This is a genomic window from Sediminibacterium salmoneum NBRC 103935, assembly GCF_000511175.1.
Classification (GTDB): domain Bacteria; phylum Bacteroidota; class Bacteroidia; order Chitinophagales; family Chitinophagaceae; genus Sediminibacterium; species Sediminibacterium salmoneum.
The window spans coordinates 3,032,622-3,048,382 of sequence record NZ_KI866530.1; the positions used below are offsets into that span (position 1 = coordinate 3,032,622).

Sequence of the window (15,761 nt, forward strand, 5' to 3'; positions counted from 1 at the left end):
GTTTTGAATCCCTAAACTAATTTTTTTAATCAACATTACCCATTTTACTGGATAAACGGGTAATCACCTATTTTTGCCGCTGTATGAGCACAGCAACAGAAAACAGTTTTCAGGCAATTATTTCACATGCCAAAGAGTATGGTTTTGTATACCAGAGTAGCGAAATTTATGATGGACTCAGTGCCGTTTACGATTATGGTCCTTATGGTAGTGAGTTAAAAAAGAATATCAAGGATTACTGGTGGAAAAGCATGACGCAGATGCACCAGAATATCGTGGGTATAGATGCAGCCATTTTTATGCATCCTACCACCTGGAAAGCCAGCGGTCACGTGGACAATTTCAGTGATCCGATGATTGACAATAAAGACAGTCAGAAAAGATACCGTGTAGATCATATTATTGAAGCCAAGGCAGATCAGTTAAGAGAAGCGGGTAAATCAGCAGAAGCGGATGCATTACTGGCAAAGATGGATCAGTTGCTGGCAGCAGAAGATTTTGCGGGATTAAAACAACTGTTGGCTGATTATCAGATTGTTTGTTCTGTTAGCGGAACCGGTAACTGGACCGATATCCGTCAGTTTAATCTGATGTTCTCTACTCAGCTGGGCTCGGTAGCAGAAGAATCAGATACGATTTACCTGAGACCCGAGACTGCGCAGGGTATTTTTGTGAATTTCCTGAATGTGCAAAAGACCGCGAGAATGAAAGTGCCATTTGGTATAGCCCAGATTGGTAAAGCATTCCGGAATGAAATAGTTGCCCGTCAGTTTATTTTCCGTATGCGAGAATTTGAACAGATGGAAATGCAGTTTTTTGTTAGACCCGGCACACAGATGGAATGGTATAACTACTGGAAACAGGAAAGACTAAACTGGCATTTAAGTTTAGGATTGCCTGCTGAAAAATACCGTTATCACGATCACGTTAAACTGGCGCATTATGCTGATGCTGCTTTAGATATTGAATTTGAATTTCCCTTTGGTTTTAAAGAAGTAGAAGGTATTCATAGCAGAACAGATTTTGATTTAAAGAGTCACCAGGAGTTCAGTAAGAAAAAGCAGCAATATTTTGATAATGATATTGATGAAACCACTGGCAAGCCTTACGGCAATTATATTCCTTATGTAATTGAAACTTCGATTGGACTGGATCGTATGTTCTTATTGATTTTGAGTCATGCATACGAAGAGGAAACCATTAACAAGGAAGATGGCTCCACCGACAGCAGAGTGGTTTTAAGAATCCCTGCTAAAATTGCTCCGAATAAACTCGCCATTTTGCCTCTTGTTAAAAAAGATGGCTTACCTGAAATTGCCCGTGAATTAATGGATGAATGCAAGGGTGCATTTAAATGCTTCTACGAAGAAAAAGATGCCATTGGGAAGCGTTACCGTCGTCAGGATGCCATTGGTACTCCATTTTGTGTAACCATTGATCATCAGACCAAGGAAGACAAAATGGTAACCATTCGTTACAGAGACAGCATGGTGCAGGAACGCATTCCTATTAGTAAAGTGAAAGAGTTGGTATTATCGCATATCAGCTGAAACAAGTAAACTCAGGATGGATAAAATAAATATAAAGTGGAAGCTTGCACAGAAACTGGAATTTCTCTGGTGGAAGCGATACCTGAAGAAAAAAAATCCATCAGAATATCTGTTGAAGAAAAAGCAATACTGGGATAAAATACTAAGTGAAATACAACCTTACGTTAAGTTGTCTGAAGGGTATAAAGTTTTGGATGCAGGTTGCGGACCTTCTGGCATTTATATGAGTTTGTCTGAGTACAAGGTAGAGGCTATTGACCCACTGTTAAATAAATACCAGCACTTGGAGGTATTTGTGCCTGAGCAGTATCCTTGGACAAGTTTTAGAACCCTGCCTATTGAAGCTTTGGATGAGCAGGCGAAGTATGATGTTGTTTTCTGTATGAATGCCATCAATCACGTGAATGATTTAGAGCGTTGTTATCAAAATCTTTTAAGGGTATTGAAACCAGGTGGAATATTGGTATTGAGTACAGATGCTCACAGGAGCAAATTGCTGAAAAAAATATTTCAACTTTTACCGGGAGATATGTTGCACCCTATTCAATTGGATATTGATGAGTATGCAGCTTATCTGGAAAAGTATCAATCTGAATTGGTACAAAAAATCAGGTCTAAGCGGGAGTTGATTTTTGATTACTATATTCTGATTGCTCAGAAAAATAACTAACCGTATAATTCCAGGTGGATGGCCGATTTGTCGTAACCCAGGGAAAGAATTTTTGCTTTGGCATCATCCACCATATTTTTCCATCCGCACAAAAAGAAATTCGCTTCGGGAATGGCACCGGTCATACCCTTGTGCTTTTCTACCAACTGGGTGTAACAGGCATGAACATAGCCTGAATACTGGCCGGGCCCAACTACCAGTTCCCTGGAGAAGCAAGGGTGGTGGTAAAATCCTGGCAATTTGTTTTCCAGTTGTTTCAATTCGGCTTCGTAAAGGCTGTCCTTAAATTCCCTGCAGCCAAATACCAGATGTATATTCTTATGTGGTATTTGTTGTTGATGAATATAATGCACCATGGAGCGGAATGGCGCAATACCAGTACCAGTGCAGATCAGGTATAAATCCTTGTCGAGTACCGGTGGCATGGTGAATTTGCCTTGAGGGCCTCTTACCAGTAGTTCGCTTCCTTCTTTAACATCATTAAATAAATGAGGTGTGCCCAGACCGTCTTCCATTAAAACAATAACCAGTTCAAAAATATTGCTGCCATCCGGTGATGAAGCAATAGAGTAGGATCTCCATCTTTTGTTTCTTTGCTCGTGAATGGGTAAATCGAATGTTACAAACTGTCCTGGTTCAAAATTAAATTTCTCCAGCTCAGGAATCTGTATCCAGAATCTGCGCGTGCTATGGGTAATGTCTTCGGTCTTAATTACCACGCATTTTAACCAGGGTTGTAGCATAGCATTGTTTTACACAAAGTACGAAATACCCATAAATAACAATGCCCCTATTTTCATAGAGGCATTGAACAAAATATTGAAGATTTATTTCTGTACGATAACTTTCTGCAGATACGTTTTTTTATCGTGTTGTATTTTCAACAAATACACATCACTGCTAAACTGTTTTAAACTGAGTTGCTTGTTGTATTTGCCCAGGAATCCTGATTGCGTATTCAGGAATACCCGCTGCCCTGCGGCATTCAGTATTTCAATAGATAAATCACTGCGTTTGGTTACTTCAAAGCTCAGTTGGAAAATACCATTGTTCGGATTAGGAGAAACCGTTAGTTTAATTTCTCTTGGATCCACGGTGGTAATGGCAGTTGCCGTATAGCTAACATTCGCAGAAATTTTGCTGCATCCTAAAGCATCCAGTAATTGTACTTTGTAGTTTCCGGTACGGGTAGGTTTTATAGAAGATCCGTTTCCTCCTGCAACAAATGCAGTATCGTTATAAATCCACTGGAAGGTTCCTGTTTTTAAGTTGGCTACCAATGAATCACCCACTTGTGAAACGGTAAGCGGAGTGTTAGGTGCTGCCACAACAGGTACCCGGTTGCTGGGACATCCGGTAGATACTTTGGTGTCGTAGAAGAAGTACCAGAAGGCATTTTCATTTTGATTATTTAAAGAAACACTATTGCCGGAATAAGACATTAAACCATTAATGCCAAATGGATAGATTGTTCCGGTTATGCCGTTATTTCTATAGATGGTTGCATCATCTGAAAGTTCTGCAATCATTATTTTTTCTCCGTTGCCAGGGATTTCCAAATTTAAATTGTAAACAAATCCGGAGTCATTGGGATTATTTTCTACCAGCGCTGTTGAAAGAGGACCAGAAGCTGAGGGTCTGGAATTAAAAACGGAAAATGTCTTTGATGCAATAGGCCGGTAAGAATAACTACCTGCTGCAGTTCCCGGGGTTAAATTATCTCCCACTGTAATTTTAATGGTACCCGGATTAGAGGTATACATTTTCACAGATTCTAAAGTAAAGGGTGCTTCATGCGTGAACTTCATGAAATTCCCCCCAAAAAGACCGTTGTATCCACCATTGGGGAAAGTTAATTTGGAAGCTGCACCAACCGAACCTCTTGCTTCTCTGGTTACATAATAGGTTCTGTTAGCCGGAACATTGGTGGTAGTTACAGAACTGCCAACCGCAAATGGGGTATTCGTTGTTGCATCAGCATACCAGAAATAATTGCTGTTTCCCGGATTCAGTACACGTAAAATAGCAGAATTGTTGCAAACCACTCCTTCTGCAACAGGCACATCTGCATTGGCTGAAATGGGAACAGCCACTTCAATGAAATTGTTGGTGCTGTTTTGATCCGAGCTTAATTTGGTTTCTCCTGAAATGATATAATTGGTTCCTGCCAATGCATTGAATGGTGTTTGTAAAGTATAGTCTACGGTTGACAATGCTGCAATGGTTCCGGGATAAGTAGCATTGAATGTTGCCACAGTGGTTGCTCCTGTTTTTACAATTACCGTAATAGGAACATTGGTTTGTGGATTAGCCCCGTTATTTGAAATAGCAACGGTTATGTATTGCTTATCGTTGCCACAATTTCCTGCAGCGGGGGATACTATATTACTCATGGAAACATCATTGGAAGGTGTTTCAACTCTTAACAGGTAGTCCTGAGTTTCACCTCTTGGGTACTCACCTGTTGGCGTAATATCGGAAGCATTGGTGGTTTCTCTGGTAATAATTCTCATTCTATGAATGGTACCAATGGTTACAGTGGACGGTATGGTTATACTACTGGTAAATTCACTTCTGTTGCCAGATTGCACTGTGCTGGTCAAGGCCAGTTCATCGGTATCATTGAAATCACCATCATTGTTGTAATCAATATAAACTTTTACAATTCTTGAGTTAACCGTTGCATCGCAGGAGCTGGTACGGAAATAAATGGGAAGTACCTGTCTGGCCTGTATATTACCTATTATATTGGTATTGTCTGTATATGTTTTACAACCTGTTGGGCTGCTGTAACGGATATTGCTTAACGATAAACTGTCAATTTTTGCTCCGCTGGTTAAAGAAGCTGAACTGCCATATGAAACGCCTCCAGTGCCACTAACAATTAATGCATAAGCCTGCGTTCCTCTGGCCAATGTTCCTTTGTGACTCACAGTAATTGTATACACTGCACCCGGGATAGTGCTGTCTACATCTACTCTCTCCACATTGTCTACAGAATTGATTCTTCTGCTTGCAGAGGAAGAGGGGCTGGTTGCATCCAGTGCCCAGGGTAGGAATGTCTGTGTATTTCTGGTGATTTTAATATCTAAGTCGTGTACCAGTTTTGGGGTTCTGTCGTTTAAGTTGCTTGTGGCATCCGTGTTAATGGTACCGGGAGGGTCAGTCCAGGCAATGGTTGCAGACAATGGTACTTTACCGGTAGCAACAACCGTCTTGGTAAATGTTTCACCGTTGTTTAATGAATTCTCGTAAAGTAAATGGTCGCTGCTGGTGGAATTGTTATTGCTAATTGCACTGCTGATAACAGCTGCCGCTCTATGTACGTTCAATAAACCCCAGCCGTATGTATAGTCGGGTCCGGGGGTACCACCTGCTTCATCAGCAGTATGGATGGCCAGGCCTTTTAAAGTAGAGGATCGCATGAACAATCCAGCCTTCAGTTTGGAATAATGTTCCTGCAACAGAATCAATGAGCCCGAAGCATTGGGTCCGGCCATGGAAGTACCGCTTTTGGTACTATAGGCTGTATTGCCATTGGTACTGGCAGATGTTACATTCACCCCATTGGCTACCAGGTCGGGTTTTATTCTTCCGTCATCGGCGGGCCCCCACCCACTGAAAGCGCTCATTACCACATCGGCAGGTTTATTATAACCTCCCGGTATTCCATTTACGGCACCAATTGTGAGGTTGTTTTTTGCAATGCCATATCCTAAAATAATGTCGAAACCGTCGTTGCTGTTTATACCGGCTGGTCTTGCTCCGGCGTCGGCCATAACTCCCTGTGCATTTCTTCTGAAATAAGGCTGTCCAACAGCAGGTCCATTATTGTTGCGGTCGTTACCGGCCACAGAAACTTTTAAATAATATGGGGCATTAAATGCAATGGAATCCACTCTTTGTGCATCTGTGCCATAGTAACCATATCGATAATCTTCATTTTCTCCAGGTCTTCCGTAAAACTCCCAACGACTTTGTGCACTGTTAAAATTCCAGCCGGCAATAAAACCATAGGAGTGGTTAGACACCAGCATTCCTGCTGCTGCTTCTGTAGTCATTTCAGCAATATCATTCAGGTGGTCATAGGAAATCATATTGGGGATTCCAAATGCCATTCCTTTGGCAATAGGGTTTTTACCTGCAGCAATCATAGTGCCGGCTACGTGGGTAGCATGGTCGTTTCCACTGCTGCCTGTAGGTATATCTTTTTGCACTAGTCTGCCCTCAAATTCAACGTGACTGGCTAAGGGAAGCCCGTCGAATTCCCAGACGCCCAGCTTGTTCCGCATGGCTGGTGTGCTTCCTGATAAGTTTAATCCTGAAGCTCCTCCCGGCCAAAGCTGACTGGCTCTGGTTGTTGCGGCGGCAATGGTATTGTTATAAGATTGCGTATAAACCGGGAAGCCGAAATCATCAACACCGGTTAATTTGGCAATATTGCCATTGCTGTTGATGCTTAGTTCCCAATTCTTCTGTTTAGCCATAGCAAGGGCTTTGGCATAGTTGAGTTCCTGCTCCAGCTTTAATTTCTGAGATGAAATCTTAAGCAGTTTTTCGTTGGTAAAAGTTTGTGCAAATGACCCAACAAAAGATGTGGCCAACAAAAAGGAGACAATCCCCAGGCGTTTAATCATACAAATGTTTTTTAGCTTATGTACAGCTTTTCTTAATTTATTCTGCTCTAAATTAGATACTTTCAAGGTTCAAATTGTAGTATGCGATTTTTTCTTTTTTCAGCAGTTTTACCTTTTTTGCTTTTACCGGCCTGTAAACCTCCACAAAAAAAGGAATCTGCACCTATTTTGCAGGGGGTAAAAGGCCGGGTGATGACAGTTGCCGGAAACCAGATGCCCAGGATTGGTGCCCCTGCAGCTGAACCCAAACCTTATCCGACCACCGTATTTTTTTATGAGCCTACCGATCTTACTAAAGTACAGCAATGGAATAAGGGGCCTTTATTCACGAATATTTACTCCAAACTTGTGATGACGGTAGACACCGATAGCACGGGAAATTATATTGCTAAATTGCCCGAAGGAACTTATTCGGTATTTGTACAGGCCGGACAGCAGTTCTTTGCCAATCAGTTTGATATCAGAAACAATATTAACCTGGTTGCTGTAGAAAAGGGAAAACTAACCGAGTTGAATATACTTGTGAATTTTGCAGCGAGCTATTAGGCTTCCCCTATCTTTGCACTCCTTTTGAAGGACTGTGATCATGAATCTGCCGCATCTAATGCATCAATACCTGCAATCACCCCTGGTAGAACAGCTGGTGAAACGGGTAAGCTATGCCGATCCACAACAGTTGTATTTGAAAAATTTACAGGGAAGCAGTGCTGAGTTTATTGTAAGTGCAGTATTTCAGCATGATGAGGGGAAAGACCTGAATCACCTGATTGTATTGAATGATGCTGAAGAAGCTGCTTATTTTCATAACACACTCGAAAATCTTACCAGCGCCTTAGATCTGTTTTACTTTCCTTCCAGTTTTAAAAACAGGAAAAATTTCCGACTGCTCAATAGTTCTCATGTAATGCTTCGCACCGAAGCATTAACCAAATTGTCCGGTGGTGGAAACAAGAAAATAGTAGTAACCTATCCCGAAGCTATTTTTGAAAAAGTAATATTGCCCGGTACCATCAGCAGTAATATCATCAGCATCAAAACAAATGACACTATTCAGCCGGAGAGCCTGATGGATCTGTTTGTCATGTATGGATTTGAACGTACCGATTTTGTGTATGAACCTGGTCAGTTTGCATTAAGAGGAGGGATTCTGGATATTTATTCTTTTGGAAATGAAAAGCCCTATCGTGTTGAACTCTTTGGGAATGAAGTAGACAGCATCCGGATTTTTGATCCTGAAACACAATTGAGTGAGCGGAAACTATTGCAGGTGAATATTATTCCCAACGTTGATATTTTACCGGATACGGCAGGTGCGGATGCAGGTGAAAAAATTTCCTTGTTTGAATTTATGCCCGATAACACCGTTGTGTGGTTAAAAGACTGGGATGTGATTGAAGAGAAAATAAAAACACAGGAATCTGATTTTGACAGTTTTCTGCAATTACAAGCGGAAGGCTATTTTACCAAACAACAGGACGAAGAAGAACAACATATTTTAAAGTCTGTATCAGCGGCTGACTTCATTACAGCCAGCCGTTTATTACCTATTCTGCAGCAGAAAAAAATGATTGAGTTTGGATTTAAACCACAACTCACAACAGAGGAGCTGGTTTTTGATACCAGACCGCAACCTGCTTTCAACAGACAATTTGAGTTATTGATTAAAGACCTGAAATCATTGGAGGGTGCGGGTTACAGCATATTTATTTTTGCGGATCAGGTAAAGCAGCTGGAAAGACTGCATACCATTTTTACGGATCTTCAAACTGAAATTCAGTTTACGCCTATTGGTACCAGCATTCATGAAGGATTCATTGACCATGCATTAAAACTGGTTTGTTATACCGATCACCAGATTTTTCAGCGTTATCATAAGTACAGGGTAAAGCAGGCATACAACAAGAACAAAGCACTTACTTTAAAAACACTCCGTGATTTACAGCCCGGTGATTATGTAGCCCATATTGATCATGGTGTAGGAACCTATAGTGGCTTGCAAAAGCTGGAAGTAAACGGCAAAATTCAGGAAGCGGTCAGAATTATTTACAAAGACAGCGATATACTGTATGTAAACATCAATTCCCTGCACAAGATTTCAAAGTACACCGGTAAGGAAGGAACCGTGCCCAAGATAAATAAACTGGGCAGTGATGTATGGAATAGATTAAAGGAGAAGACCAAGGCAAAAGTAAAGGAGATTGCATTTGACCTGATTAAACTATACGCGCAACGCAAAGCACAGAAAGGGTTTGCCCATGCGCCGGACAATTATATGCAAACCGAACTGGAAGCTTCTTTTATCTACGAGGACACACCGGATCAGAGTAAGGCAACCGCAGATGTAAAAAGAGATATGGAGCAGGAAGCACCCATGGATCGGCTGGTCTGTGGTGATGTGGGTTTTGGAAAAACGGAGATTGCTATTCGCGCTGCTTTTAAATCGGTGGTGGATGGAAAGCAGGCAGCTATTCTGGTTCCAACAACCATTCTTGCTTTTCAGCACTATAAAACCTTCAAGGACCGACTCAAGGATTTTCCGGTAACCGTGGATTATATCAACCGTTTTAAATCGGCTAAGGAGAAGAAAGAAACCCTTCAAAAAGTAAAAGAGGGCAAGATTGATATTATTGTGGGAACCCATGGTTTACTGGGCAAAGAAGTTTCTTTCAAAGACCTGGGCATCATGATTATTGATGAAGAGCAAAAATTTGGGGTGGCGCATAAGGAGAAACTGAAGACGCTAAAAACCAATGTGGACTGCTTAACCTTAACGGCGACTCCCATCCCCCGGACCCTGCAGTTTAGTTTAATGGGGGCAAGGGATTTAAGTATTATTAATACACCGCCCCCGAATCGTCAGCCCATTCAGACGGAAGTGCAGGTATTCAATCAGGACTTTATAAGGGACACCATTTATTTTGAAACAGAAAGAGGAGGACAGGTATTCTTTATTCATAACCGGATTCAGGGGCTGGCAGAAATGAGTGCCCTGATTCAGGGACTATGTCCGGATCTCAGTATCGGCTATGCTCATGGTCAGCTGGAAGGACACGAACTGGAAGAAAAAATTCTGGACTTCATAGAGCGTAAATACGATGTGCTGGTTTGTACCAATATTGTAGAAAGCGGTGTGGATATTCCGAATGTAAATACCATTATCGTTAACAATGCCCATCAATTTGGTTTGAGTGATTTGCATCAGTTAAGAGGCAGGGTAGGCAGAAGCAATAAAAAAGCATTTTGTTATTTACTGGCGCCTCCTATGAGTACCTTGCCCGTGGATTCCCGAAAAAGATTGCAGACATTGGAGCAATTCAGCGATTTGGGAAGCGGGTTTCAGATTGCCATGCGCGACCTCGATATCAGAGGGGCTGGTAATATGCTGGGAGGGGAGCAGAGCGGATTCATGGCCGAAATTGGTTTTGAAATGTACCAGAAGATTCTGGAAGAAGCCATTAAGGAATTAAAGCGTTCTTCTTTCAAGGATTTATTCAAGGAAGAAATTAGCAAGCAGGACGATTTTGTAAGCGATTGTACTATTGATACCGATTTGGAAATTCTTATACCGGATAGTTATGTAGAAAGTATTACAGAGCGACTTTCTCTGTATACCCGACTGGACAATTGTGAAGATGATAATGAGCTGGCCAACTTTCACCTTGAACTACAGGATCGCTTTGGGCCGGTACCTGCCGCAGTGGAAGATTTATTTACAACCGTTAAATGCCGGAAACTTGCAGTAGATATGGGATTTGAAAAAATGACCCTGAAAGACGAAGTGCTGCGTTGCTATTTTATTAATAAGCCCGATTCTCCCTATTTTGAATCAGAACTGTTTAAAAATGTACTGGCTTATCTGCAGACAGGTACCAATAAAGGAAGGCTTAAACAAACCGGAAAAGTGTTTTTACTGGTGGTAGAGCCCGTGAAGGGAATGGAAGAAATGCATCGTTTTTTGACGCATATGCATAAGACTGTTCTAGCTAAGCAGGCAACAGAAACTTTATCTATCAGTTAATAGGTAGAAACCAAAATAAAAAACCCCGGACAAGCCGGGGTTTCAATCTTTTTAAAAAGAGGAATTAGAATCCTTTTTTCGCAACGCCATCTGCAATTGCCTGTAAGGCTTTTGCTTCACTCATGATAGCTGCCATTTTATTTCCCTTGCCATCGTGTCCACCTGCCATATAACCGCCTTTTGCAGTTTTGGTGATAACAGCGTCGTGCATGGGTACATTTTTTTCCTTTGTTTTAAGGCAATATGCTTTAATCATTTTTGAAGTGTCCATTGTTTGTTGAATTTAATTTTAATGAATAGGGTTTGGGTTAGGTAAACAAGATACTGCTTTTTTGCCTAAACGTCAATTCTGGCGTATTTGGCATGACTTTCAATGAATTCCCTTCTCGGAGCCACTTCGTCGCCCATCAGCATACTGAAAATACGGTCTGCTTCTGCGGCGCTCTCAATGGTAACTCTTTTAAGGGTTCTTCTGGATGGATCCATGGTGGTTTCCCAAAGTTGTTCGGCGTTCATTTCACCCAGACCCTTGTATCGCTGAATGGTAACGCTGTCTTCCTTGCCTCCACCCAGTTTCTCAATCAGGCCTTTTCTTTGTTCTTCACTATAAGCATATTCCTGTTCCTTTCCTTTCTTAACCAGGTATAACGGGGGTTGAGCAATGTAAACACAGCCCTGTTCTACCAGTTCCTTCATATAACGGAATATAAAAGTAAGTATCAATGTGGCAATATGCGATCCGTCCACATCGGCATCGGTCATGATGATTAACTTATGATACCTTAATTTGGTTGTGTTCAGTGCTTTCGGGTCTTCCGGGGTTCCAACGGTTACTCCCAGCGCCGTATACATATTGCGGATTTCCTCGTTCTCGTAAATCTTATGCTCCATGGCTTTCTCTACATTCAGGATTTTACCTCTTAAAGGTAAAATAGCCTGATAGCTGCGGTCCCTGCCTTGTTTGGCTGTACCACCTGCCGAGTCTCCTTCCACCAGGTATAGTTCGCATTTAACCGGATCCTTTTCGCTGCAATCTGCCAGTTTACCGGGTAAGCCACCACCAGACAATACGGTCTTTCTTTGTACCATGTCCCTGGCTTTTTTCGCGGCCACTCTTGCCTGTGCTGCCAGAATAATTTTAGAAATTACCTGCTTGCTTTCTTTAGGATTTTCTTCCAGATAAGCTTCCAAAGCACGCGCCACAGTTGTTTGAACTACCCCGCTCACTTCGCTGTTACCTAACTTGGTTTTGGTTTGTCCTTCAAATTGTGGCTCAGGCACTTTAACAGAGATAATGGCACTTAAGCCCTCTCTGAAATCATCCCCTTCAACCGAAACTTTTGCTCTTTCAAACAAGCCTTCCTTATCTCCATAACTTTTGAATACACGGGTAAGGGCTTGACGGAAACCGGTAACGTGGGTGCCACCTTCTATGGTATTGATATTGTTTACATAAGAGAAGATATTCTCTTTAAAGTCGTCGTTATAGGTTAATGCCACTTCCACTGCCACATTGGTGGCTTCGTCGTGTCCTTCCACAAATAGAGGCGCTGTTAGAATAGGATTTCTGTTGGCATTTCTGTCGAGCATTTCTACGAATTCAATAATCCCCCCTTCGCTGTAGAAATGATTGCTGTAAGCATTTCCTGCTTCGTCCAGCTCTCTTAAATCGGTAAGGGTAATATTGATTTTACGGTTCAGGTAAGCCAGTTCTCTCAATCTGCCTTCCAGAATTTCCTTGCGGTAAACGGTTTCCTGGAAAATGGTAGCATCCGGCCAGAAATGAACTTTGGTTCCGGTAATATCGCTGGTGCCAATTTCGCGAACCGCGTATTTAGGAACACCAATAGAATATTCCTGTTCAAATATTTTTCCTTCTCTCTGAACAGTTACCAGCAATTTGGTACTCAAAGCGTTCACACAACTCACCCCAACACCGTGCAGACCTCCGGAAACCTTATAGGTGTTTTTATCGAACTTACCTCCTGCGTGCAGAACTGTCATTACCACTTCCAGTGCACTCTTTTTTTCTTTGGAGTGCATGGCAGTTGGAATACCACGGCCATCATCCTGAACACTGATGGAATTGTCTTCGTGAATGGTAACAAATATATTTTTACAATAACCGGCAAGGGCTTCGTCAATGGAGTTGTCCACTACTTCATAAACCAGGTGGTGCAATCCTTTTACGCCTACATCGCCAATGTACATGGCCGGTCTTTTCCGAACCGCTTCCAATCCCTCTAAAACCTGTATACTATCTGCCCCGTAATTTTTGTTTTCTGCTGCGTGTTGTTGTTCTAATTCGTCGCTCATAAAGTCTTGTCTCACTTGCGTTTTGGTTATATTATGCAAGCTTACAAATGTAGGCGTTTTCGGGGGGATTTTGACCGCTTTACAGGCTGAGTTTTCCCCATTTTTTCATGAATGAAACCAGGGCTGTTTCAGCTTCGGAAATGCAAAAGATTTGCTAATGAGCACCCGGGATTTGCCAAATAGATGTTTATACATTAATTTTGTTGTTGCATGAATACCGTAATGGACATATTGAAACAAGCGCAAAAAGGGGGACTGGATGCCGGAATGGACCTGCTTTACAAGAAAGAGCAGCATATTCCAGGGTCAATTCAGTATACCATCCGCCGGTATTATGCCCAGCCAGCCTGGATTACAGACGACAGCGGTATGCTGGTTTACCATTATAACGAAAAGAAGCCTAAGGAAAACTTTCTGGAACTTCGTTTCTGTATTTCCGGAAACAAATATTGTGCGGAAAGAAGCTGCGGATCCTGTAATGAATTGCCTACCATGAATTGCAGTGGTAAAATGCATACCATGGACGTATTTACTTTTCATTTTACTGCCAGTTTCCTGAAGCAGTTTGTGCATAATGTAAAATTAGCCAACCGAAAAGACGAAGTGCTGGCTTTTAAACATCCCAACGCGTTCACCAAGTTGTTTCCATTATGTGTCCGTAACAGAAATGTACTGGATGCTTTATTGAACCATAGTTATTCGGGTTCTATGGAGAATATCTATGTGAATGCCAAAGTACACGAGTTGTTATTGTACAGTATGGACTGTCTGGTGCACGAAAAAGAAGAAGGATTTGCCTGTAAGTTTTTGGCAGATGACAGTGGCAAGGAAAGAATATATCAGGCAAGAGATATTCTTTTGCAACATATTGGAGATCCCATTACTATCAAGGAATTGAGCCGCAAGGTTGCCATGAATGAATGTTATCTTAAGAAGGGATTCAAGGAAGTTTTTGGAACCACCATATTCGATTTCTATCAGCAGCAAAGAATGGAACACGCCAAGTATTTGCTGTACGAAAAAAGTTTAAGTGTTACGGATGTATCCGCTTTGCTTGGATATTCCTCTATCTCTCATTTCTCGGCCGCTTTTAAAAAGCATACCGGACTGAAGCCTTGTGAGCTTTTGAAATAATGCCTTCCGCTTATTACAAACCGTTCCAGCCCTTGATGGTAATGGATTGTACGGTTGTGCCTGAAGCGGTAGCTTCAAATACCCTTTGATCTACCAATCCGATTCCCTTGGCATAGGATAGTTCTGCCACTAAATTAAGAGGACTATAACTTCCTGCAGCATCGGCTTTAAAATACAGCTCTCGTTTTACTGTTATGATATCTGTGTATAAAGTTCCCAATAATGACATTTGTCTACCCTTAAATAAAGTAGTAATTCTGAGTTTAGCCCAACCGTAAACTAATGCATTGGTATTAGAGTCAAAGAAACCTACTCGTAAGCTGTCTGTATCAAAGGATTGACCCGGATTTTTAGATTCGTCCAGATAAACAAAGTCCATTCTTTCGTTATTCACAATGGTATCGTAAATATACAGGTAGTCGAATTCCGGTGATCCGAATTGATAGTATTTGCCCGTTCCGTCTTTTCTTACAAATAACTGGTCCCCTGCACTGGTTGAATAACGGTTATAGGTCCTGTTTACATTGTTGTAAATTCCCTGAAATAAATTGCTGGCAATGGTTGCCCGGAATTCAGGAATCAATCCTCCGTTGGTTGCCGGAAATGCCGGGCTTAATTCGTAATCAATATATCCATTGGCCCTTACAGGAAGATAGTCTGCCGTGGATGATCCATTGTTCACGCTTCCGATGGTGGTAATATTTACCAGACAGGCACTGTTGCCAAAATTAATCTGAAATGTAAAAGTGCCGGGCAGAATGGGTTGTCCCTTTCCTTTAAGCTTGATGGTATTGGCACCCTGAACAAAGGCAAAACCGGAATCCCTGAACCACATACCATTGGTGGTATCAGAGAAAATAGTGTACTTGCCCTGGGTGGTTAAATTTACTTTAACCAGGATATAATTGCTGTCGGTTAATGTTTCCAGTTCCTTGTACTGCCCTTTTACCACAACGGTCTGGCAATTGCCCATACTATCGAGCAGTGTACCGGCAGCAGTGCCGCCAAAACCAGGTCCTTCTGAACTAAGTTCTTTGGAACAGGAACTGAATCCAAGGGCAATTATGCCCAACCAAGCAATCAGAGTATACAATCCTTTCATTCCTGTAAAGATAAAATTTAGGTCAATAATGCAGCCTGAGAAATTAAGTTAGTGTTTTCCGTTAAATGCTGAATGTTATTTAACGTTGTTGTAGCAATTTGCTCCAAAGCTTCCTGGGTAAAAAAAGCCTGGTGAGCAGTAATCAATACATTCGGAAAACTCATCAGTCTTTGAATTTCATCATCCTGAATGATGTCTTCAGAAAGATTTTTGAAAAATATTTTGTCCTCCTGCTCGTATACGTCAATGCCCAATGCACTGATATGGCCCGATTTTAAGGCCTGAATGGCATCTTTGGTATTTACCAATCCGCCCCTGCTGGTATTGATAATCA

The 15,761-nt window shown here is 41.7% G+C and carries 11 protein-coding genes; 5 read left to right on the plus strand and 6 right to left on the minus strand.

Annotation, left to right across the window (positions count from 1 at the left end; genetic code table 11):
- Nucleotides 1-83 precede the first annotated feature (83 nt).
- Entirely contained in the window at nt 84-1,550 is a 1,467-nt protein-coding gene (locus P767_RS0114100; protein ID WP_026765044.1) for a glycine--tRNA ligase, read from the plus strand.
- A gap of 16 nt (nt 1,551-1,566) precedes the next feature.
- The gene (locus tag P767_RS0114105) at nt 1,567-2,220 is read left to right on the plus strand and encodes a class I SAM-dependent methyltransferase (RefSeq protein WP_051417368.1); all 654 of its coding nucleotides are present in this window, start codon (nt 1,567-1,569) and stop codon (nt 2,218-2,220) included.
- On the opposite strand, the gene P767_RS0114110 is transcribed toward P767_RS0114105, so the two are convergent.
- Together P767_RS0114110 and P767_RS17790 are read right to left on the minus strand one after the other, a co-directional pair.
- Nucleotides 2,217-2,963 carry a ferredoxin--NADP reductase gene (locus tag P767_RS0114110; protein WP_026765046.1) on the minus strand — a complete coding sequence of 249 codons (747 nt, stop codon included), beginning with the start codon at nt 2,961-2,963 and terminating at the stop codon, nt 2,217-2,219. The two genes, P767_RS0114105 and P767_RS0114110, sit on opposite strands and share 4 nt — an antisense overlap.
- Before the next feature lie 84 nt (nt 2,964-3,047).
- Nucleotides 3,048-6,857: a S8 family serine peptidase gene (locus P767_RS17790; RefSeq protein WP_157611551.1), complete on the minus strand. Its 3,810-nt coding sequence runs from the start codon at nt 6,855-6,857 to the stop codon at nt 3,048-3,050.
- An 81-nt stretch (nt 6,858-6,938) separates the two neighbouring features.
- Here P767_RS17790 and P767_RS17225 point away from each other — a divergent pair, with 81 nt between their 5' ends.
- Together P767_RS17225 and mfd are read left to right on the plus strand one after the other, a co-directional pair.
- On the plus strand, nt 6,939-7,403 hold the full coding sequence (locus P767_RS17225) for a peptidase associated/transthyretin-like domain-containing protein (protein WP_051417370.1): 465 nt from the start codon (nt 6,939-6,941) through the stop codon (nt 7,401-7,403).
- Between the two features lie 40 nt (nt 7,404-7,443).
- Nucleotides 7,444-10,875 carry a transcription-repair coupling factor gene (gene mfd, locus P767_RS0114125; protein WP_037351904.1) on the plus strand — a complete coding sequence of 1,144 codons (3,432 nt, stop codon included), beginning with the start codon at nt 7,444-7,446 and terminating at the stop codon, nt 10,873-10,875.
- Between the two features lie 64 nt (nt 10,876-10,939).
- Here mfd and P767_RS0114130 read toward each other — a convergent pair whose 3' ends face one another.
- On the minus strand, nt 10,940-11,146 hold the full coding sequence (locus tag P767_RS0114130; protein WP_026765048.1) for a hypothetical protein: 207 nt from the start codon (nt 11,144-11,146) through the stop codon (nt 10,940-10,942).
- Between the two features lie 65 nt (nt 11,147-11,211).
- Nucleotides 11,212-13,206, minus strand: a complete 1,995-nt coding sequence (gyrB, locus tag P767_RS0114135; protein WP_456113458.1) for a DNA topoisomerase (ATP-hydrolyzing) subunit B — start codon at nt 13,204-13,206, stop codon at nt 11,212-11,214.
- A gap of 195 nt (nt 13,207-13,401) precedes the next feature.
- On the opposite strand from gyrB, the gene P767_RS0114140 reads away from it, so the two are divergent.
- Complete coding sequence (locus P767_RS0114140; protein WP_026765050.1) at nt 13,402-14,325, plus strand: helix-turn-helix domain-containing protein; 924 nt, start codon at nt 13,402-13,404, stop codon at nt 14,323-14,325.
- Between the two features lie 13 nt (nt 14,326-14,338).
- Here P767_RS0114140 and P767_RS0114145 read toward each other — a convergent pair whose 3' ends face one another.
- Complete coding sequence (locus tag P767_RS0114145; protein ID WP_026765051.1) at nt 14,339-15,427, minus strand: hypothetical protein; 1,089 nt, start codon at nt 15,425-15,427, stop codon at nt 14,339-14,341.
- Nucleotides 15,428-15,444: 17 nt separating this feature from the next.
- A partial coding sequence (locus P767_RS18945) for an NAD(P)-dependent oxidoreductase (RefSeq protein ID WP_037351908.1) occupies nt 15,445-15,761 on the minus strand: 317 nt, incomplete at its 5' end.

Excerpts from the sequence above, each read along its gene's own strand:
- P767_RS0114130 (WP_026765048.1), bottom strand. The coding sequence starts at position 11,146 with ATGGACACTTCAAAAATGATTAAAGCATATTGCCTTAAAACAAAGGAA.
- mfd (WP_037351904.1), top strand. The coding sequence starts at position 7,444 with ATGAATCTGCCGCATCTAATGCATCAATACCTGCAATCACCCCTGGTA.
- P767_RS0114145 (WP_026765051.1), bottom strand. The coding sequence starts at position 15,427 with ATGAAAGGATTGTATACTCTGATTGCTTGGTTGGGCATAATTGCCCTT.
- P767_RS0114105 (WP_051417368.1), top strand. The coding sequence starts at position 1,567 with ATGGATAAAATAAATATAAAGTGGAAGCTTGCACAGAAACTGGAATTT.
- P767_RS0114140 (WP_026765050.1), top strand. The coding sequence starts at position 13,402 with ATGAATACCGTAATGGACATATTGAAACAAGCGCAAAAAGGGGGACTG.
- P767_RS0114110 (WP_026765046.1), bottom strand. The coding sequence starts at position 2,963 with ATGCTACAACCCTGGTTAAAATGCGTGGTAATTAAGACCGAAGACATT.
- P767_RS0114100 (WP_026765044.1), top strand. The coding sequence starts at position 84 with ATGAGCACAGCAACAGAAAACAGTTTTCAGGCAATTATTTCACATGCC.
- P767_RS17225 (WP_051417370.1), top strand. The coding sequence starts at position 6,939 with ATGCGATTTTTTCTTTTTTCAGCAGTTTTACCTTTTTTGCTTTTACCG.
- P767_RS17790 (WP_157611551.1), bottom strand. The coding sequence starts at position 6,857 with ATGATTAAACGCCTGGGGATTGTCTCCTTTTTGTTGGCCACATCTTTT.